This is a genomic window from Pseudomonas amygdali, from assembly GCF_002699855.1.
In the GTDB taxonomy this organism is placed as follows: Bacteria; Pseudomonadota; Gammaproteobacteria; order Pseudomonadales; family Pseudomonadaceae; genus Aquipseudomonas; species Aquipseudomonas amygdali.
On record NZ_LKBW01000001.1, the window covers coordinates 76,714 to 93,281 of the forward strand.

Genomic DNA, 16,568 nt, shown 5'->3' on the forward strand with positions numbered 1-16,568 from the left:
CTCCCAGCCACCGCCCAACCGAAAAGGAATACCTGTGCCCATCACTGATAGGGAAATTCGTCAGGTCGTCATCATCGGTGCCGGCCCGGCCGGTTCAATAGCGGCTGCCCTGCTCAAACGCCAGGGCCATGACGTGCTGATCATCGAGCGTCAGCTGTTCCCGCGCTTCTCCATCGGTGAAAGCCTGCTGTGCCACTGCCTGGACTTCGTCGAAGAAGCCGGGATGCTGGAGGCCGTGCAGGCCGCCGGTTTCCAGCCCAAAAATGGCGCAGCCTTCGCGCGCGGCGAGCAATACAGCGATTTCGACTTCAGCGATACGTTCAGCAACGGCAAGCCGACGACCTTTCAGGTGCAGCGCAGCGAGTTCGATAAGCTGCTCGCTGATCAGGCCGAGCTGCAGGGTGTGGAAATCCGCTATCAGCAGGAAATCATCAGCGCCGACTTCGACAGCCTGCAGCCGGTATTGCGGGTAAAACGCGAGGACGGCAGCGAATACAGCGTGCAGGCCAGCTTCGTACTCGACGCCAGCGGCTATGGCCGCGTACTGCCGCGCCTGCTGGATCTGGAAGCGCCGTCGGGCTTTCCGGTGCGTCAGGCGGTGTTTACCCATATCGAAGACCATATCGAAAGCCCGCCCTTTGACCGTCAGAAGATCCTGGTCAGCATCCATCCGCAGCACAGCGATGTGTGGTTCTGGTCGATCCCGTTCAGCGAAGGTCGCTGTTCGATAGGCGTCGTGGCCTCGGCCGAGCGCTTCAAAGACAAGCCCGATGACCTGGACGCCTGCCTGCGCGCCTTTATCGATGAAACACCGCAACTGGCCAGCGTGCTGAAAAATGCGGTCTGGGATACACCGGCAAGGACCATCGGCGGCTACTCGGCGAACGTCACAACCCTGCATGGAAAGGGCTTTGCGCTGCTGGGCAATGCGGCGGAATTCCTCGATCCGGTGTTTTCGTCAGGCGTGACCATCGCCATGCGTTCTGCGAGCATGGCCGCTAGCGTGCTGAATCGACAATTGCAGGGTGAGAGCGTGGACTGGGAAACCGAGTTCGCCGTTCCGCTGAAGCGTGGCGTCGATACCTTCCGGGCCTATGTCGAAGGCTGGTACGACGGCTCGTTCCAGAGCGTCATTTTCTACCCGGGAAGCGCGCCGGATATCCGCCGCATGATCAGCGCCATTCTGGCTGGCTATGCCTGGGATGAGCGCAACCCGTTTGTCAGCGAGCCCAAACGCCGCTTGCGCACGCTCTCGGAAATCTGCGCGGACGGTGACTCATGAATCGACCGTTCCTGAGTGACAGCTATGTCGAGGAAACCCGCTTCGGCCTGTGGTTTCTGCGCAGCCATACCTGGCAGTACCGCGTATTGCGTGTGGCGATAGACGATTTGCGCAGCCTGTTCGATAGCGCGCTTCCGGCCGCACCGGTTTTGCTCGACGCCGGTTGCGGGCAGGGCAAGTCGTTTCAGCACCTGAGCAGGGTTTTTCAGCCTTCAAGGCTGATTGGTGTCGATGCCGACCTGCACAGCCTGGAGATGAGCCGTCAGGAGGCGCGCGCCAGAGGCATAGAGGTCGAGCTGATCGGCAGTGACTGCGCGGCGCTGCAAGTGCCGGACGCCAGCGTCGATCTGCTGTTCTGTCACCAGACCTTTCATCATCTGGTCGAGCAGGAGCAGGCGCTGGCCGAGTTTTATCGCGTACTCAAGCCAGGCGGTTACCTGCTGTTCGCCGAGTCCACCGAGGCCTACATCGACACCTGGGTGATTCGCTGGCTGTTCCGCCACCCCATGCACGTTCAGAAAAGCGCGGCTCAGTATCTGCAGATGATCCGCGACCAGGGTTTCGAGTTCGGCGCACAGCATGTTTCGTACCCTTACCTGTGGTGGAGCCGCGCCAGGGATTTCGGCCTGCTCGAAGCCTTGAAACTGCAAAAACCCAGGCCGTTGGGGCAACGGGAAGAAACGCTGGTCAATGTCGTGGCCCGCAAACCGCTACAAGGTGGCGCATTATGATCCGGGTATTATTTCTGGCCTTTCTGCTGCTGGGCGGCTGCGCTGCACAGGCACCGCTGCCGACTACCGCACCGACGATGCAATTGCCGATGCAGCTGCACATCGAACGCCGACAGGCTGATCAGCGGCAAGACTGGATGCTGGTCATCCAGCGCGAAAACGCCGGGTTGCGCTGGTCGATGATGGACCCGCTGGGTATCCCCCAGGCTCGCCAGTTGCTGATCAACGGACAATGGCAAGCCGACGGTCTGCTTCCCCCCAACCCCGAAGCACGCGAGCTGTTTGCGGCAATAATGTTCGCCATGACCTCGGATCTGGAAATGCATGGCCGCTACCCCACGGCGTACCGCCAGGGCATGCAGCGGCGTCTGGATGATCGCTGGCTGGTCGAATATCAATCAGCCAACGCCTACACCATCCGTCTCAAGGACGGGTTGAGCTACAGGGTTACACCGCTGAACGACGAGAGCATGCCATGACTGCCTATCTCAATGCGCTGGGCCTGATCTGCTCGCTGGGCGACAGCCGTGAAGAGGTGTCGCGCAGACTGTTCGCAGGCGACAGCTCGGGCATGGTGTTCGAAAGCGGCTGGGTGCCGGAACGCGCATTGCCGGTCGGCGCGGTAAAATCCGCATTGCCGCCCATTCCGCCCGCCATGCAATCGCAGCGCAGCCGCAACAACCAGTTGCTGGTGGCCGCGGCCTTGCAGATCGAAGATGACATTCGTCAGGCTATCGCGCGCTACGGAGCCGGGCGGATTGGCGTGATCGTCGGCACCAGCACCTCGGGTATCGATGAAGCAAGCGAGAGCATGGCAAGCTGGCTGCGTGATAAGACCTTCCCCGACGATTACGATTATCGCCAACAGGAACTGGGCGCACCGGCGAACTTCCTGGCCGGCTGGCTGCAATTGAGCGGCCCGGCCTATGTGATTTCCACAGCCTGCACGTCCAGCGCGCGGGCGCTGCTCAGCGCACGACGGGCGCTGGACATGGGCCTATGCGATGCGGTGCTGTGCGGCGGCGGCGACAGCCTGTGCAGGTTGACCCTCAATGGGTTCTCGGCGCTTGAAGCCATGTCGCCACAACTGTGCAATCCGTTTTCAAGTCACCGCAACGGGATAAACATCGGCGAGGCGGCAGCGCTGTTTCTGATGACCCGCGAAGCTGCCAACAGCCACTCGATTGCCCTGCTAGGCGCGGGTGCCAGTTGCGACGCCCACCACATCTCGGCCCCCGAACCTACCGGCCGAGGTGCGCAGGATGCCATGCTGCAAGCGTTGGGCAGTGCCCGACTCGATGCCGCACAGATCGGTTACCTGAACCTGCATGGCACCGCTACGCCACATAACGATGCGATGGAAAGCCTGGCCGTGCAGGCGGTATTCCCGAACGGTGTGCCTTGCTCGTCGACAAAGCCGCTCAGCGGCCACACGCTGGGTGCCGCGGGAGCGCTGGAAGTGGCGTTTTGCTGGTTGAGCCTGGCACCGGACAACAGCGAACAGGCCCTGCCCCCGCACCTGTGGGACGGCGAAGCTGACCCGCTATTGCCTGCACTGCAATGGACACTGCCAGGTTCGCGCCTGGCACCTGCAAATGCTCGTTACATGATGAGCAATTCGTTTGCCTTCGGTGGCAACAACATCAGCCTGATTATCGGAGATGCCCCATGACCGAGTGGTCGCTCGCCGAACTCATACCCCATGCTGGCGACATGATTCTCATCGATCAGGTGCTGAGTTTTGACCAAGAGCAGATTCAAACCCACCTGACCGTGCGCGCCGATGGTCTGTTCAACCAGCCGGACGGCAGCCTGCCCGCCTGGCTTGGCATAGAGCTGATGGCCCAGAGCGTCGCGGCCTATGCCGGTTGCCAGGCGCGCACCAAGGGTGAAGCGGTCAAGCTGGGGTTTCTGCTCGGTAGCCGCAAGTTCGAATGCAACGTATCGCGCTTCCCGCTGGGCAGCGAACTGCATATCCATGCCGTGCGCTCCTTGCAGGACGACAGCGGCATGGGCGTGTTCGAATGCACCCTGACCGGACCGGATATCAAGGCTTTTGCCCGACTCAATGTATATTGCCCGCCCAACACTGCTGACTATCTGGCTGAAGGAGCCCCGGCATGACTGAATCGATACTGGTCACCGGCTCCAGCCGTGGCATCGGCCGCGCCATCGCTCTGCGTCTGGCCCAGGCCGGATACGACCTGATCCTGCATTGCCGCACCGGCCGCAGCGAAGCCGAAGCCGTGCAGGCCGAAGTCGTTGCGCTGGGCCGTCAGGCACGCGTTCTGCAATTCGATGTCTCGGACCGTGCCGCCTGCAAGGCAATTCTGGAACAGGATGTGGAGACGCACGGCGCCTATTACGGCGTGGTACTCAACGCCGGGCTGACCCGCGACGGCGCGTTTCCGGCACTTAGCGATGATGACTGGGATCAGGTGCTGCGCACCAATCTGGACGGTTTTTATAACGTTCTGCACCCGCTGACCATGCCGATGATTCGTCGTCGTGCGGCGGGCCGTATTGTCTGCATCACCTCGGTTTCCGGCCTTATCGGCAACCGTGGCCAGGTCAATTACAGCGCCTCCAAGGCAGGCCTGATCGGTGCCGCCAAGGCCTTGGCCATCGAACTGGGCAAACGCAAAATCACTGTCAACTGCGTCGCGCCAGGTTTGATCGACACCGCAATGCTCGACGAGAACGTGCCAGTCGACGAACTGCTGAAAATGATCCCGGCGCAACGCATGGGCACGCCCGAGGAAGTGGCGGGTGCCGTGAATTTCCTGATGTCGGCCGAAGCAAGCTACATCACTCGTCAGGTGCTGGCCGTCAACGGAGGGCTGTGTTGATGAAGCGTGTGGTCGTCACCGGGATGTCCGGCATTACCTCGGTGGGCAGCGACTGGCCGACTATCGATGCGAGCTTCACCGCCAATCGCAGCGGCATTCGCCGAATGGACGAGTGGAACCGTTTCGCCGAACTGAATACCCGACTGGCTGGCCCCATCGACGATTTCGCCGTGCCCGCACACTGGACACGCAAGCAACTGCGCAGCATGGGCCGCGTATCGCGACTGGCAGTGGCTGCTGCGGAACAGGCGTTGATCGACGCCGGGCTGCTGAATGATCCGCTCATTCGCGATGGGCGCATGGGCACCGCCTGCGGCTCGTCAACCGGCAGCACCGACGAGATCAAGGCCTTCGGCAACATGCTGATCAACTCGGTGGCAGTAGGCCTGAACGCCAACTCCTACGTACGAATGATGCCGCACACCACCGCCGCCAACATCAGCATTTTCTTCGGCCTGACCGGACGCCTGATTCCGACTTCCAGCGCCTGTACCAGTGGCAGCCAAGGCATTGGCTACGCCTACGAGGCGATCAAGTTTGGCCGTCTGCCGCTGATGCTGGCGGGCGGGGCCGAAGAGCTGTGCCCGACCGAGGCGATGGTGTTCGACGCGCTGTACGCCACCAGCCTCAAGAATGACGCGCCACACACCACGCCACGCCCCTACGACAGCGGGCGAGACGGGCTGGTGATCGGTGAAGGCGGCGGCATGCTGGTGCTCGAAGAACTTGAGCACGCTCAGGCACGTGGTGCACACATCTACGCCGAAATCGTCGGCTTCGGCAGCAATGCAGACGGCGCCCACAGCACTCGTCCCGAGCAGGCCACCATGCGTCGCGCCATGGAACTGGCCCTGGAAGATGCCAACCTGTCGCCCGACGCCATCGGTTATGTAAACGGTCACGGCACTGCCACCGAACAGGGCGACATCGCCGAAACCCTTGCCACGAGCAGCTTGTTCGGCTCACGCATGCCACTGAGCTCACAGAAAAGCTTCCTCGGCCACACACTGGGAGCCTGCGGCGCACTGGAGTCATGGTTCAGCATCGAAATGCTCAACAGCGACCGCTATATCCACACGCTAAACCTGGTCGACATCGACTCACAGTGCGGCGAACTGAACTACATCGTCGGAGAACCCCGGCGGATGAGTAATGAATATGTGATGAACAACAACTTTGCCTTTGGCGGGGTGAATACGTCATTGATATTCAAGCGTTGGGGGTGAGATCACGCACGTCTCAACTCTCGTACGTCGCTCCGCGTCGCATGCCGTTCTGAACGCTCTGCGTCCGGTCTTGAGTCTGCGGCGCGGCGCAGATTTGTGACGCAGAGAGTCACGACAGGCATTCCCACGCGGAGCGTGCGAAACGATAACCTCATCTATCGTACGGCGCTCCGCGTCGCATGACGTTCTGGACGCTCTGCGTCCGGTCTTGATTCTGCAGCATGGCGCAGATTTGTGACGCAGAGCGTCACGACAGGCATTCCCACGCGGAGCGTGCGGAACGATAACCTCAACTATCGTGCGGCGCTCTGCGTCGCATGCAGTTCTGGGCGCTCTGCGTCCGGTCTTGATTCTGCGGCACGGCGCAAATTTGTGACGCAGAGCGTCACGACAGGCATTCCCAAGCGGAGCGTGCGGAACGAGAATCTTAACTATCGTGCGTCGCTCCGCGTCGCATGCCGTTCTGGACGCTCTGCGTCCGGTCTTGATTCTGCAGCATGGCGCAGATTTGTGACGCAGAGCGTCACGACAGGCATTCCCACGCGGAGCGTGCGGAACGATAACCTCAACTATCGTGCGGCGCTCTGCGTCGCATGCAGTTCTGGGCGCTCTGCGTCCGGTCTTGATTCTGCGGCGCGGCGCAGATTTGTGACGCAGAGCGTCACGACAGGCATTCCCACGCGGAGCGTGCGGAACGATAACCTCATCTATCGTGCGGCGCTCTGCGTCGCATGCAGTTCTGGGCGCTCTGCGTCCGGTCTTGATTCTGCAGCGCGGCGCAGATTTGTGACGCAGAGCGTCACGACAGGCATTCCCACGCGGAGCGTGCGGAACGAGAATCTTAACTATCGTGCGGCGCTCTGCGTCGCATGCAGTTCTGGGCGCTCTGCGTCCGGTCTTGATTCTGCAGCGCGGCGCAGATTTGTGACGCAGAGCGTCACGACAGGCATTCCCACGCGGAGCGTGCGGAACGATAACCTCAACTATCGTGCGACATTGCGCGTTAAAAGCTCGGTAAACGCCTTGGCCATCGGTGACTGTTCGTCCTTGCGCTGTACCAGCCACACCGCGCTTGTCGCGCCGGGGTCGAGGACATTGCGATAGACCACGCCGTCGATGCGCATTCGGCGGTAGGACGCTGGCAGCACGGTGACGCCCAGTCCAGCCGCCACCAGGCCGATGATGGTCATCACTTCACCCGCTTCCTGAGTGATCAGCGGGCTGAAACCCGCGGCGCGCGCCAGACTCAGAACCTGCGCGTAAATGCCGCTGCCATAAGTGCGCGGGAAGAACACGAACGGCTCCGCGGCCAGGGCAGACATATAGATCCCGTTCTCGCTTTCTGCCGCCAGTGGATGGTCAGCACGCATGATCGCCACCAGCGGCTCGTTCAGCAGCTCAAACACCACCAATGAGTCGGGTAACGCCAACGGGCGCATGATGCCGACCTGAATGGTCTTGTCCTCAAGCCCTGCTGCCACTTCCTGGCTGGTGATTTCGGTCAGGGTCAGGTGCACATCCGGATAAGCCTGACGGAAGGCAAAAATCGCCTGTGGAATGCTGGAAGTGAACGGTGCCGACGAAGTAAAGCCAATCTTCAGCTCGCCGATTTCACCCAGTTGCGCACGCCGGGCAACATCAGTGGCTTTATCGACCTGCGCCAGCACCAGACGCGCCTCATCCAGAAACAACCTGCCGGATTCACTCAGCTCGACACGCCGGTTGGTGCGATCAAACAGACGCGTGCCCAGCTCTTGCTCCAGCGTCTGGATCTGCTGACTCAGCGGCGGCTGGGAGATACCTAGCGCCTGTGCCGCACGACCGAAATGCAACTCTTCGGCAACCGCGATGAAGTAACGCAGATGGCGCAACTCCATGCGGCCTCCATTAAGTCGTTTTACCTATCAAACAGGTCGAACAATATATTGGATGGAATGATTGGCGGGCTATATGATTTTTTCATTGCCTGCCCAATCGTGCTCCGAGGTTTCCCTTGAATCCTGCCGTCGCCCCGCCCACCACAGACTTGAATGCCTCCGCTAAACCGTCTGGCGACACTCACATCGAGAAAAACACGCCGCTTTTCAAACGCACCGCATTGGCGCTTTTCGCTGGCGGGTTCTCGACATTCACCCTGCTGTATTGCGTCCAGCCGATGATGCCAACGCTGTCCGGCGAGTTCTCCCTTTCGGCAGCCCAGAGCAGCCTGATTCTGTCCGTCGCCACGGCGATGCTCGCCATCGGCCTACTGATCACTGGACCGATATCCGACCGGCTGGGGCGCAAATCGGTGATGGTCATGGCGCTATTCTGTGCATCGCTGTTCACCATCGCCAGCGCGCTGATGCCCAGCTGGGAAGGCGTACTTATGACACGGGCAATGGTGGGCCTGTCGCTGAGCGGTCTGGCGGCAGTGGCGATGACTTACCTGAGCGAGGAAATCCACCCCACGCATCTGGGCCTGGCAATGGGGCTGTATATCGGCGGCAGCGCGGTCGGCGGGATGAGCGGGCGGCTGATCGTCGGGGTCATGATCGATTACGTAAGCTGGCACGCGGCGATGCTGGTGGTCGGTGGGCTGGCCCTGATCGCAGCCGTGGTGTTCTGGAAGATTCTCCCGGAATCGCGCAACTTCCGCCCCCGCTCACTGCACCCTCGCAGCCTGCTGGACGGCTTTGTGGTGCAGTTCAAAGACGCCGGGTTGCCGCTGCTGTTTCTGGTCGGGTTTCTGCTGATGGGCGCATTCGTCACGCGGTTCAACTACATCGCCTACCGCTTTTTGAGCGCCCCCTACAACCTGAGCCAGGCCGTGGTCGGGGTGTTTTCCGTGGTGTATCTGTCGGGAATTTACAGCTCGGCAAAGATCGGCTCATTGGCCGACCGTCTTGGCCGCCGACGGGTGCTATGGGCCGTGATCGTGATGATGCTGGCTGGCCTGCTGCTGACCCTGTTCACACCGCTGCCACTGGTTATCACAGGCGTACTGATATTCACCTTCGGCTTTTTCGGTGCGCATTCGGTAGCCAGCAGTTGGGTGGGACGCAGAGCGACAACGGCCAGAGGTCAGGCTGCTTCGCTTTACCTGTTCTGCTATTACGCGGGCTCAAGCGTAGCCGGAACCGGTGGCGGAGTGTTCTGGCATTACGCGGGCTGGAACGGCATCGGGCTGTTTATCGGGGTGTTGCTGTTGATTGCCCTCGGGGTAGCGTTGCGGCTGGCGAGGTTGCAGCCGCTGGGGGCGAAGGTTTAGTCACAGATAGGGCGATGGCGGATAGAGTGAGCCAAGGTACACTGGCGCATCCGCCAGTTCTGGTAAAGGAAACCGACATGCGCCTCGACCACCTCCATCTGCAGAATTTTCGTTGTTACGAAGATGCTCATTTTGATTTCCAGCCGGGGTTCAATCTGGTGGTGGGGGTTAATGGCAGTGGGAAGACGTCGCTGTTGCTGGGTGTCGCGGGATGCTTCGGGAATTTACTTGGAAGCATTGGCGTCCATCAGCCATCGATAGCTGAGTCCGATGTTCGGTTCGCGTTAGTAAAGTTCGAAGACAGGATTCGTTTCGAACGCAGCTATCCTCTTGTATTGACTGCCCAAGGTGGCGCGTTTGAGCGTCAGGAATGGCACGTATCGCTGGAACGCAGCAGTCTTCAGACAAATTTCAGCGCGCTGAACAGTCTCGTATTTTCGGAAAATCTGATTAGCATCGATGTAAGTACCCACGGGGACTTGCCTGTATTCGCCGTCTATCAAGCCAATCGACGCTGGCTGACGATGAGTGTAACCGCTGAGCTTGCTGCACAGAGCAAACCATCAAGACTGGATGCGTACACCTCTTGGTTCGATGCCGCCTCCAATTTGAAAAACTTCGAGACCTGGTTCATCGGCAAAACACTGGAGCGCTTTCAAAGGCTATCCCGAGCAGGTTCTTCCAGCGTTTTCAACGACGAACTGACCTGGATAAACTCAGCCATCCAATGCGCACTACCCGACGCCAAGGGAATAGAGTACGACATGGAGCTACGTGCGTTGGTAGTCGATATGGATGACCGAAAAATCCCGTTCAACGACCTGAGCGACGGACAACGCGGAATGGTCGCACTCTTCGCCGATATCGCTCGCCGTATCTGCTTGCTCAACCCGCACATGGGGAAGGATGTTCTAAGCAAGACAAACGGCATCATCGTCATCGATGAACTCGATATCCATCTTCACCCCGGCTGGCAACGCACCATTGCTCCAGCACTGAAAAAAGCATTTCCCAGCATCCAGTTCATCGCCGCCAGCCACTCGCCACAGGTCATCGGCAGCCTGCAACCGGGCGAGGTCATCCTGCTGAATAACCATGACGGCTCTCATCCAAGAGCAACCTATGGCCTGGACTCCAGCACTATTCTGGAAGAAGTCATGGGCGTACCGCAGCGCGAGCCTGAAATTGAAGCACTGCTCGACGAGCTATTCAGCACACTGGAAAACGACGAGCTTGAAAAAGCCAGACTGCAGCTTGATGCGTTAAAACAGAAAGCGCCCGATCTGCCCGAGTTCGCAGGTGCCGAAGCGTTGCTCAAACGCAAGGAGCTCATTGGACGATGAGACGCGTTATCAAGGGAACTGAGCCTGCGTCACTCACCGAATGGAAAGCCAGCGCAAACGAAGACTGGACGCCCACCTATCCAACCCTGCAGAACCCGCAAAAACGCGACTTGCATAATTGCTTGCTGCAAGAGCAGAACTTCTCATGCTGCTATTGCGGCAGGGAAATAGAGCTTGATAGCAGCCACATCGAACATTTCAGACCGCAGGATCATTATCTGCCATTGGCACTGGAATACAGCAATCTTCATGCGTCTTGCCTGCGCGAGACCACACCAGGAAACCCGTTGCACTGCGGCCACTATAAAGGCAACTGGTTCGATGAGGACCTGCACATTTCCCCGACAGAGGACGATTGCGAACAGCGCTTCCGTTATCTGCTCACAGGGAAAATCCAAAGCACGTCCCACACAGATCTTCCCGCCACGACGATGATCGAAAAGCTCGCACTCGATATCGCGTATCTGACAAAAAGACGCCAAGAGGCAATCACGCGCGTGTTTGATGAGCAAATCTTAGCCAGCATCAGCGACACAGAGTTGACACTTTTGGTACAAGGCCTCCGCTCTGGGGATGCCAACAAACAGCTCGCCTTTAGCCACGTTGTCGCCCGCTATGCGGAGCAGTTTCTGGCGTCTTTAAACCCTCCTCCCGAAAAAAGCTCGGTCAAGAATACGTGACACGCGTCGTCCTGCGCACGTACGCGGAAAGAAAATTACTTTCATATATTTGTTTATATTTCATTTTCGTGTAATTTATTTTCATCACGAAAACAGAGATAAAAATAATGAATACCTGTGATCGCCTCGAAACCTGCTTCACTCCTTTTCCTGCGTCATCCCTGCCGAGTACTCCCGAGTCGCCTTCCGGCTGAAGGCTTCAGCCGTCGGTATTGCGCCCTCGCCTACCCATTCTGCAAGGAACCGCCGCTATGTCGCCGTCACCCGGTATTTCGCTGTTGGTCTACGCCGCTGTCGCAATCATTGCCTTGATCGTTCTGATTGCGCGGTATCGCCTCAATCCGTTTATCGTCATTACGCTGGTGTCGGTCGGTCTGGCGCTGGTTGCCGGGATGCCGGCCAGTGGCGTGGTCGCCTCTTACGAAGCGGGAGTGGGCAAGACGCTGGGGCATATCGCGCTGGTCGTCGCGCTGGGCACCATGCTCGGCAAAATGATGGCCGAGTCCGGTGGTGCAGAGCAGGTGGCGCGCACTTTGATTGACCGTTTTGGCGAGCGCAACGCGCACTGGGCCATGGTCTGCATTGCGTTTCTGGTGGGTTTGCCGCTGTTTTTCGAAGTGGGTTTCGTTCTGCTGGTGCCGATTGCCTTTACTGTGGCCCGACGTGTCGGGGTGTCGATCCTGATGGTAGGCCTGCCGATGGTCGCCGGTCTGTCGGTGGTGCACGCGTTGGTGCCGCCACACCCTGCGGCAATGCTCGCCGTTCAGGCTTATCAGGCGTCGGTAGGGCAAACGCTGTTCTATGCCATTCTGATCGGCATCCCTACGGCCATTATCGCCGGTCCGGTGTATGCCAAATTCATCGTGCCGCGTATCCATCTACCGGCTGAAAACCCGTTGGCGAAACAGTTTCTCGACCGCGAACCAAGAGCAAAACTGCCCAGTTTCGGCCTGACCATGGCGACCATTCTGCTGCCGGTGGTGCTGATGTTGCTGGGTGGCTGGGCCAACCTGATCAGTACGCCGGGCAGTGCGTTCAATGGCTTTTTGCTGTTTATCGGCAACTCGATGATCGCCCTGCTGCTGGCCACCCTGCTGAGTTTCTGGACGCTGGGCATCGCTCAGGGTTTCAATCGCGACTCGATCCTGAAATTCACCAATGAGTGCCTGGCACCGACCGCCAGCATCACGTTGCTGGTCGGTGCCGGTGGCGGTTTGAACCGTATTCTGGTCGACAGCGGCGTCACCAACCAGATCGTTGGTCTGGCGCAGGACTTTCATCTCTCGCCTTTGCTGATGGGCTGGCTGTTCGCGGCGCTGATGCGTGTTGCGACAGGCTCGGCAACGGTGGCTATGACCACCGCATCGGGGATCGTTGCACCAGTGGCGATGGGCCTGGGTTACCCGCACCCCGAGTTGCTGGTGCTGGCGACAGGCGCAGGCTCGGTGATCTTTTCCCACGTCAACGACGGCGGTTTCTGGCTTATCAAGGAATATTTCAACATGACTGTAACGCAAACCTTCAAGACCTGGACGGTACTGGAGACACTGATTTCCATCGTCGCTTTCGCCTTGACGCTGGGCCTGGCGCAGGTGCTCTGAGTGGACATTCTGTACCAGATACGTGCCCGTCAGGATTAACTCAGCGCGGGAGAAGGCCGGATCGCCAGGCTGGTGCTCAGCGATATCGCCTTTGCCGCAAGTGCCAGTCTGGACGAGCTGGCCAGCCGCGCCGGGGTCAGCAGCGCGACGCTGTCACGCTTCGCTCGCAGCATCGGTTGTCGGGACCTGCGCGACTTGCGCCTGCAACTGGCTCAGGCGAGCGGCGTGGGCAGCCGATTTCTCAACGCTGAACCGGCCCCGGAGCAGTCGGCCTTTTTCACCCGGATTGTCGGTGACATAGAAGCCACTCTGCATCAGCACCTGGCCGGGTTTGATGAGTCGCGCTTTGCCGCAGCCGTAGCGCGCCTCAGCGATGCACGCATGATTCATGCGTTCGGCATGGGCGGTTGCTCCAGCCTGTGCAGCGAGGAGCTGCAAACCCGGTTGGTACGTTTGGGCTACCCGGTGGCGGCCTGCCGCGACCCGGTGATGATGCGCATGATTGCGGCCACGCTTGGTCCGCAACACAGCCTGATTGCCTGCTCGCTCAGCGGGCGCACGCCGGAGCTGCTCGACGCAGTAACCCTGGCGCGTAGCTATGGCGCGCGCGTGCTGGCCATTACCTTGCCTGACTCCCCTCTGGCGCAACTGGCCGAGGTGGTGTTGCCGTTGCAAATTGCTGAGACCAATTTCATTTATAAACCCACCGCCGCGCGCTACGGCATGCTGCTGACCATTGATGTGCTGGCCACTGAACTGGCGCTGCTGAGCCCTGAAGACAATCAGGAACGGCTGCGTCGGATCAAGCTTGCACTGGATGAATACCGTGGTGGCGAAGACGGCCTGCCGTTGGGAGACTGAAGCATGATTTACGACCTGATCATCCGCGATGCGCTGGTCATCGATGGCAGCGATACGCCCGGAGTGCGCGCCGATGTAGCGATTAGCGACGGGCGCATCCAGCGCATCGGCAACCTGATCGATGCCACTGCGCAGGAAGAGGTCAATGCTGCCGGTCGTGTGCTGGCCCCCGGCTTTATCGACGTCCACACCCATGACGACACGGTAGTGATTCGCAAGCCCGACATGCTGCCCAAGATCAGCCAGGGCGTAACCACGGTTATCGTCGGCAATTGCGGGATCAGCGCATCACCGGTCTCGCTGCGCGGCAATCCGCCAGACCCCATGAACCTGCTGGGCGACGCGGCAGCGTTTGTCTATCCGCGCTTCGCCGACTATCGCGCAGCCATGGATAACGCCCGGCCCGCCGTGAACGTGGCCGCTTTGATTGGCCATACGGCGCTGCGCAGCAATCACATGGATGATTTGTTTCGCAGCGCCAGCCCGGAAGAGATTGACGCGATGCGCGAGCAGTTGCGCGACAGCCTCGAAGCCGGCGCGCTGGGTTTGTCGACCGGCCTTGCTTACGCTTCGGCCTTCTCGGCCGAGACCAGCGAAGTCAAGCAGCTGGCTGAAGAGCTCAGCGCTTTTGGCGCGATCTACACCACCCACTTGCGCAGCGAATTCGAGCCGGTGCTGGAGGCGATGGCGGAGGCCTTCGACATAGGCCGCCATGCGCGCTCGCCAGTGGTGATTTCCCACATGAAATGCGCTGGCGCGGGTAACTGGGGCCGCAGCCCGCAACTGCTGGCGGCCCTGGAAAAAGCTGCGCAGGACCATCCGGTCGGTTGCGATTGTTACCCTTATGCGGCCAGCTCTTCGACGCTGGACCTGAAACAGGTCACCGACGCATTCCGTATCACCATCACCTGGTCAACGCCGTACCCGGATCAGGGCGGCCGGGATCTAAAGGACATTGCCGCCGACTGGGGGTTGTCATTGCTGGACGCCGCACGCAAGTTGCAGCCTGCGGGCGCGGTGTATTACGGCATGGATGAGGGCGACGTCGAGCGCATCATGTCTCACCCGCTGTCGATGATCGGCTCCGATGGCCTTCCGGAAGATCCGTTTCCGCATCCGCGCTTATGGGGCGCATTCCCCAGAGTGCTCGGCCATTTCAGCCGCGACAAAGGATTGTTTGCGTTGCACACCGCCGTACACAAAATGACCGGGCTTTCGGCAACGCGCTTTGCCTTGCACGAGCGCGGCTTTATTCGCGAGGGCTATTGGGCGGATCTGGTGCTGTTCAACCCGCAAACCGTGCGCGATGTGGCGGATTTCAAAGACCCTCAGCGAGCGGCACAGGGCATTGACGGCGTCTGGGTAAACGGCCGATTGAGCTATGCCGAAGGCAAGCCGCAGGGCGAGCGCCAGGGCAGGTTCCTGCCGCGCAGCGGTTCGCTGCTGGAGGGCTTTACGGATGGAAAAGCGCCGACGTAAGCGTCGGCGCTGAAAAGAGCCGATGCGCCCTGATGTATCGACGCATCGTCAGCCGGACAATTACTGGTGATACTGCGCCGACAACTCATGTACTGCGTTGATGAACGCACCAGCATTGGCCGGGTCGACTTCAGGGGTGATGCCGTGGCCGAGGTTGAAGACGTGGCCGGTGCCGCTGCCGTAGCTGGCGAGGATGCGTGCAACTTCCTGGCGGATGGCTTCCGGGCGTGCGTAAAGCACGGTCGGGTCCATGTTGCCCTGCAGCGAAACCTTGCTGCCGACACGCTGACGTGCTTCGCCGATGTCGCAGGTCCAGTCCAGGCCCAGAGTATCGGCGCCGATGTCGGCGATGCTTTCCAGCCACAGACCGCCGCCTTTGGTGAACACGATGACCGGCACCTTGCGCCCATCGTGCTCGCGAATCAGGCCGTTGACGATCTTGCGCATGTAAGCCAGCGAGAATTCCTGATACGCCGCCGAAGACAGGCTACCGCCCCAGCTGTCGAAGATCTGCACCGCCTGGGCGCCCGCGAGAATCTGGCCATTCAGGTAGGACGTGACTGACTGCGCCAGCTTGTCGAGCAGCAGGTGCATGGCTTGCGGGTTGTCATAGAGCATGGCCTTGGATTTGCGGAAGTCCTTCGAGGAGCCGCCTTCGACCATATAGGTCGCCAGGGTCCAAGGGCTGCCGGCAAAGCCGATCAGCGGCACACGGCCGTTGAGTTCGCGACGGATGGTGCTGACCGCGTCCATCACATAGCCCAGGTCCTTCTGTGCATCCGGGATGGGCAGTGCTTCGATGTCAGCCAGCGTGCTGACGGTTTTCTTGAAGCGCGGGCCTTCGCCGGTCTCGAAGTACAGGCCCAGGCCCATTGCGTCGGGAATGGTCAGGATGTCGGAGAACAGAATCGCCGCATCCAGCGGGTAGCGATCCAGTGGCTGCAGCGTGACTTCACAGGCGAACTGCGGGTTCTTGCACAAGCTCATGAAGTCCCCGGCACTGGCGCGGCTGGCGCGGTATTCAGGCAGGTAACGGCCTGCCTGGCGCATCATCCATACCGGCGTGACGTCTACGGGTTGCTTGAGCAAAGCGCGAAGGAAACGGTCGTTCTTCAGGGCAGTCATGTCGGCATCCGCAATAAAAGTGCCGGCATTTTCTCAGAGCGCGACGCAAAAGGCACGGCAAGAGCCGTGCCTTTTGTCTATCGTGCCGATTTGCTGTGCCAATACAGCTCCGCGCCCGGCGTAAGACTATGGCGGGCCTGC

Annotated in this window: 14 protein-coding genes and 1 pseudogene; 13 read left to right on the plus strand and 2 right to left on the minus strand. The window is 60.0% G+C overall.

The genetic code is table 11. From position 1 onward, the window contains the following. The first annotated feature begins 34 nt into the window (after positions 1-34). Genes AO277_RS00390 through AO277_RS00420 form a run of 7 tightly spaced genes read left to right on the plus strand, consistent with a single transcriptional unit; the run spans position 35 to position 6,088 of the window. A complete protein-coding gene (locus tag AO277_RS00390; RefSeq protein ID WP_044317433.1) occupies positions 35-1,282 on the plus strand; it encodes an NAD(P)/FAD-dependent oxidoreductase in 1,248 nt (415 codons plus the stop codon). Then, positions 1,279-2,013: a class I SAM-dependent methyltransferase gene (locus AO277_RS00395; RefSeq protein ID WP_044317432.1), complete on the plus strand. Its 735-nt coding sequence runs from the start codon at positions 1,279-1,281 to the stop codon at positions 2,011-2,013. The genes AO277_RS00390 and AO277_RS00395 overlap by 4 nt, the downstream gene beginning before the upstream one ends. Continuing rightward, the gene (locus tag AO277_RS00400; protein WP_002551675.1) at positions 2,010-2,492 is read left to right on the plus strand and encodes a hypothetical protein; all 483 of its coding nucleotides are present in this window, start codon (positions 2,010-2,012) and stop codon (positions 2,490-2,492) included. Before AO277_RS00395 ends, AO277_RS00400 begins: the two co-directional genes overlap by 4 nt. Next, on the plus strand, positions 2,489-3,685 hold the full coding sequence (locus tag AO277_RS00405; protein WP_044317431.1) for a beta-ketoacyl-[acyl-carrier-protein] synthase family protein: 1,197 nt from the start codon (positions 2,489-2,491) through the stop codon (positions 3,683-3,685). The genes AO277_RS00400 and AO277_RS00405 overlap by 4 nt, the downstream gene beginning before the upstream one ends. Next, on the plus strand, positions 3,682-4,137 hold the full coding sequence (locus AO277_RS00410; protein WP_044317430.1) for a hotdog family protein: 456 nt from the start codon (positions 3,682-3,684) through the stop codon (positions 4,135-4,137). Before AO277_RS00405 ends, AO277_RS00410 begins: the two co-directional genes overlap by 4 nt. Continuing rightward, on the plus strand, positions 4,134-4,862 hold the full coding sequence (gene fabG, locus AO277_RS00415; protein WP_005743101.1) for a 3-oxoacyl-ACP reductase FabG: 729 nt from the start codon (positions 4,134-4,136) through the stop codon (positions 4,860-4,862). Before AO277_RS00410 ends, fabG begins: the two co-directional genes overlap by 4 nt. Then, entirely contained in the window at positions 4,862-6,088 is a 1,227-nt protein-coding gene (locus AO277_RS00420) for a beta-ketoacyl-ACP synthase (protein ID WP_044317429.1), read from the plus strand. The genes fabG and AO277_RS00420 overlap by 1 nt, the downstream gene beginning before the upstream one ends. A gap of 983 nt (positions 6,089-7,071) precedes the next feature. Here AO277_RS00420 and AO277_RS00430 read toward each other — a convergent pair. Next, positions 7,072-7,965: a LysR family transcriptional regulator gene (locus AO277_RS00430; protein WP_005731006.1), complete on the minus strand. Its 894-nt coding sequence runs from the start codon at positions 7,963-7,965 to the stop codon at positions 7,072-7,074. A 116-nt stretch (positions 7,966-8,081) separates the two neighbouring features. Between AO277_RS00430 and AO277_RS00435 the strand changes: the two genes are divergently transcribed. From AO277_RS00435 to AO277_RS00460, 6 genes and pseudogenes are all read left to right on the plus strand, one after another. Then, positions 8,082-9,338: an MFS transporter gene (locus AO277_RS00435; protein ID WP_044317428.1), complete on the plus strand. Its 1,257-nt coding sequence runs from the start codon at positions 8,082-8,084 to the stop codon at positions 9,336-9,338. A gap of 77 nt (positions 9,339-9,415) precedes the next feature. Then, entirely contained in the window at positions 9,416-10,681 is a 1,266-nt protein-coding gene (locus AO277_RS00440; RefSeq protein ID WP_044317427.1) for an AAA family ATPase, read from the plus strand. Beyond that, the gene (locus AO277_RS00445) at positions 10,678-11,361 is read left to right on the plus strand and encodes a retron system putative HNH endonuclease (RefSeq protein ID WP_002551667.1); all 684 of its coding nucleotides are present in this window, start codon (positions 10,678-10,680) and stop codon (positions 11,359-11,361) included. The genes AO277_RS00440 and AO277_RS00445 overlap by 4 nt, the downstream gene beginning before the upstream one ends. A gap of 251 nt (positions 11,362-11,612) precedes the next feature. Next, the gene (locus AO277_RS00450) at positions 11,613-12,962 is read left to right on the plus strand and encodes a GntP family permease (RefSeq protein WP_044317426.1); all 1,350 of its coding nucleotides are present in this window, start codon (positions 11,613-11,615) and stop codon (positions 12,960-12,962) included. Further along, positions 12,963-13,823, plus strand: a pseudogene (locus AO277_RS00455) (MurR/RpiR family transcriptional regulator). It begins immediately after the preceding gene. A gap of 3 nt (positions 13,824-13,826) precedes the next feature. Beyond that, a complete protein-coding gene (locus tag AO277_RS00460; protein WP_044317425.1) occupies positions 13,827-15,302 on the plus strand; it encodes an N-acyl-D-amino-acid deacylase family protein in 1,476 nt (491 codons plus the stop codon). A gap of 60 nt (positions 15,303-15,362) precedes the next feature. Here the strand turns inward: AO277_RS00460 and hemE are convergent, their stop codons facing one another. Beyond that, positions 15,363-16,427, minus strand: coding sequence for a uroporphyrinogen decarboxylase (gene hemE, locus AO277_RS00465; protein WP_005731000.1), 1,065 nt, complete (start codon positions 16,425-16,427; stop codon positions 15,363-15,365). Positions 16,428-16,568: the final 141 nt, after the last annotated feature.

Bases quoted from the DNA above. Each gene is read 5' to 3' on its own strand.
- AO277_RS00460 (WP_044317425.1), top strand. From the start codon at position 13,827: ATGATTTACGACCTGATCATCCGCGATGCGCTGGTCATCGATGGCAGC.
- fabG (WP_005743101.1), top strand. From the start codon at position 4,134: ATGACTGAATCGATACTGGTCACCGGCTCCAGCCGTGGCATCGGCCGC.
- AO277_RS00410 (WP_044317430.1), top strand. From the start codon at position 3,682: ATGACCGAGTGGTCGCTCGCCGAACTCATACCCCATGCTGGCGACATG.
- AO277_RS00440 (WP_044317427.1), top strand. From the start codon at position 9,416: ATGCGCCTCGACCACCTCCATCTGCAGAATTTTCGTTGTTACGAAGAT.
- AO277_RS00450 (WP_044317426.1), top strand. From the start codon at position 11,613: ATGTCGCCGTCACCCGGTATTTCGCTGTTGGTCTACGCCGCTGTCGCA.
- AO277_RS00445 (WP_002551667.1), top strand. From the start codon at position 10,678: ATGAGACGCGTTATCAAGGGAACTGAGCCTGCGTCACTCACCGAATGG.
- hemE (WP_005731000.1), bottom strand. From the start codon at position 16,427: ATGACTGCCCTGAAGAACGACCGTTTCCTTCGCGCTTTGCTCAAGCAA.
- AO277_RS00400 (WP_002551675.1), top strand. From the start codon at position 2,010: ATGATCCGGGTATTATTTCTGGCCTTTCTGCTGCTGGGCGGCTGCGCT.
- AO277_RS00430 (WP_005731006.1), bottom strand. From the start codon at position 7,965: ATGGAGTTGCGCCATCTGCGTTACTTCATCGCGGTTGCCGAAGAGTTG.
- AO277_RS00420 (WP_044317429.1), top strand. From the start codon at position 4,862: ATGAAGCGTGTGGTCGTCACCGGGATGTCCGGCATTACCTCGGTGGGC.
- AO277_RS00405 (WP_044317431.1), top strand. From the start codon at position 2,489: ATGACTGCCTATCTCAATGCGCTGGGCCTGATCTGCTCGCTGGGCGAC.
- AO277_RS00395 (WP_044317432.1), top strand. From the start codon at position 1,279: ATGAATCGACCGTTCCTGAGTGACAGCTATGTCGAGGAAACCCGCTTC.